The sequence below is a fragment of the Asaia sp. W19 genome, from assembly GCF_003994335.1.
GTDB lineage: Bacteria > Pseudomonadota > Alphaproteobacteria > Acetobacterales > Acetobacteraceae > Asaia.
Window position 1 is genome coordinate 1 of sequence record NZ_PNQZ01000187.1, and the last position, 1,763, is coordinate 1,763.

The 1,763-nt window shown below is 58.7% G+C and carries 3 protein-coding genes; 1 reads left to right on the forward strand and 2 read right to left on the reverse strand.

Features of this window, described 5'->3' with window-relative positions; translation table 11 throughout:
• Both C0V97_RS17850 and ahpC read right to left on the reverse strand, forming a co-directional pair.
• On the reverse strand, positions 1-776 hold a 776-nt coding region (locus tag C0V97_RS17850; protein WP_127103749.1), incomplete at its 3' end, for a thioredoxin family protein.
• Between the two features lie 83 nt (positions 777-859).
• The gene (gene ahpC, locus C0V97_RS17855; RefSeq protein WP_127100560.1) at positions 860-1,423 is read right to left on the reverse strand and encodes an alkyl hydroperoxide reductase subunit C; all 564 of its coding nucleotides are present in this window, start codon (positions 1,421-1,423) and stop codon (positions 860-862) included.
• A 144-nt stretch (positions 1,424-1,567) separates the two neighbouring features.
• Here ahpC and C0V97_RS17860 point away from each other — a divergent pair.
• The coding region (locus C0V97_RS17860; RefSeq protein ID WP_148114979.1) for a LysR family transcriptional regulator at positions 1,568-1,763 on the forward strand (196 nt) is incomplete at its 3' end.

The window sequence follows — 1,763 nt, forward strand, 5'->3', positions numbered from 1 at the left end:
AAAATGATTTCCCCGCCCCCCGCCGTATCCATGACCTGACCGCCGAAACGATCGGCCACGAGTCCCGTGCGCAATCCCTTGCGCGCTGCATAGATGGCGGCGGAGGCACCGGCAGGGCCGCTGCCGATGATCAGCACATCGAAGGCCGGCATGTCCTTCAGGCGCTCGGCTGCACGGCGCGGTGCATCGTCATCCAGCTTGGCGAGGATCTGGTTCACATCCATGCGCCCGGAGCCGAAGGCCATGCCGTTCAGATAGATCTGGGGCACGGTCATGATGTTCTTGGAGGCCACTTCCTCCTGGAACAACGCGCCGTCGATCGTCGTCACATTGATCGCAGAATTGATCACGCTCATGGCGTTCAGAGCCTGGACCACATCCGGACAGTTCTGGCAGGACAGGGAGACGAAGATCTCGAACCGGAATTCACCCCCGAGCCCCTTGATCTGCGTGGCAATCTCCGGGTCGATCTTGGGCGGATGACCGCCTGCCTGAAGCAACGCCAGCACGAAAGAGGTGAATTCATGCCCCATAGGAATGGCGGCGAAATTCACGCCATGACGGCTATCGCCGCGCCGGATCAGGAAGGAGGGACGACGCTCGCTCACACCGTCTGCCGAATAGGTCACTTTATCGGAGAGGGCAGCAACTTCCTGGAGGAGTTCACCCATCTCCCGCGCTTTCGCGCTCCCGTCGAGGGACGCTTCAAGTACGACCGGATGGGCCAGATTGGCGAGATAGGTCGAAAGCTGTGACTTGATGGGGTCCTGCAACATCAGGCTGATCCTGCTCTTTCCGATAAACTGCGCCGAAGCAATCCGGCGGGGTTGGCCCGGCGCGGAGGCCGGGCCAGACGACCTCAGATCTTGCCGATCAGGTCGAGCGACGGGGACAGGGTGGCTTCACCCTCTTTCCACTTCGCGGGGCAGACTTCACCCGGATGCGAGGCAACATACTGCGCTGCGCGGATCTTTTCGATCAGTTCGGCAGCGGAGCGGCCAACGCCACCCGAAGTAACCTCGATGTACTGAATCTTGCCTTCGGGATCGATCAGGAACGTGCCGCGATCGGCCATGCCTGCTTCCTCGATCATGACGTCGAAGTTGCGGCTGATCGTGCCCGTCGGATCGGCCAGCATGACATACTGGATCTTGCCAATAGCTGGCGACGTGTCGTGCCAAGCCTTGTGAGTGAAGTGCTTGTCGGTGGAGACCGAGTAGATCTCGACGCCAAGCTGCTTGAAGGTAGCGTAATTCTCGGCCAGATCTTCAAGTTCGGTCGGGCAGACGAAAGTGAAGTCAGCAGGATAGAAGAAGAAGACGGACCACTTTCCCTTCACATCCGCTTCCGACACCTTGATGAACTTGCCATCGTGGTAGGCATCGGTCTCGAAAGGCTTCACGGTCGAATTGATGCGTGGCATGTCATATGCTCCCTGGTTCACATCGCTGTTTGATGACGGGCTCGTTGTCCCACGAACACGAACGCCTCGGAAATCGTTTCTGTCAATGGTAGATATAGGCAGAACCGTTTTTACCGGCATCACGGATTGGTCCTATCTATGTCCATGACCTATATTCCTCTTTCCGGCCTCTCCCTTCGCGATATCGAATATGTGGTGGCGGTCGATGATCTGCGCAATTTCTCGCGGGCCGCCGAGCGATGTGGCGTGAGCCAGGCGGGATTATCAGAACAGGTTCGCAAGCTCGAGTTACTACTCGATGTCACCCTTTTCGAGCGCHCGCGCCGCCATGTCGCGCCGA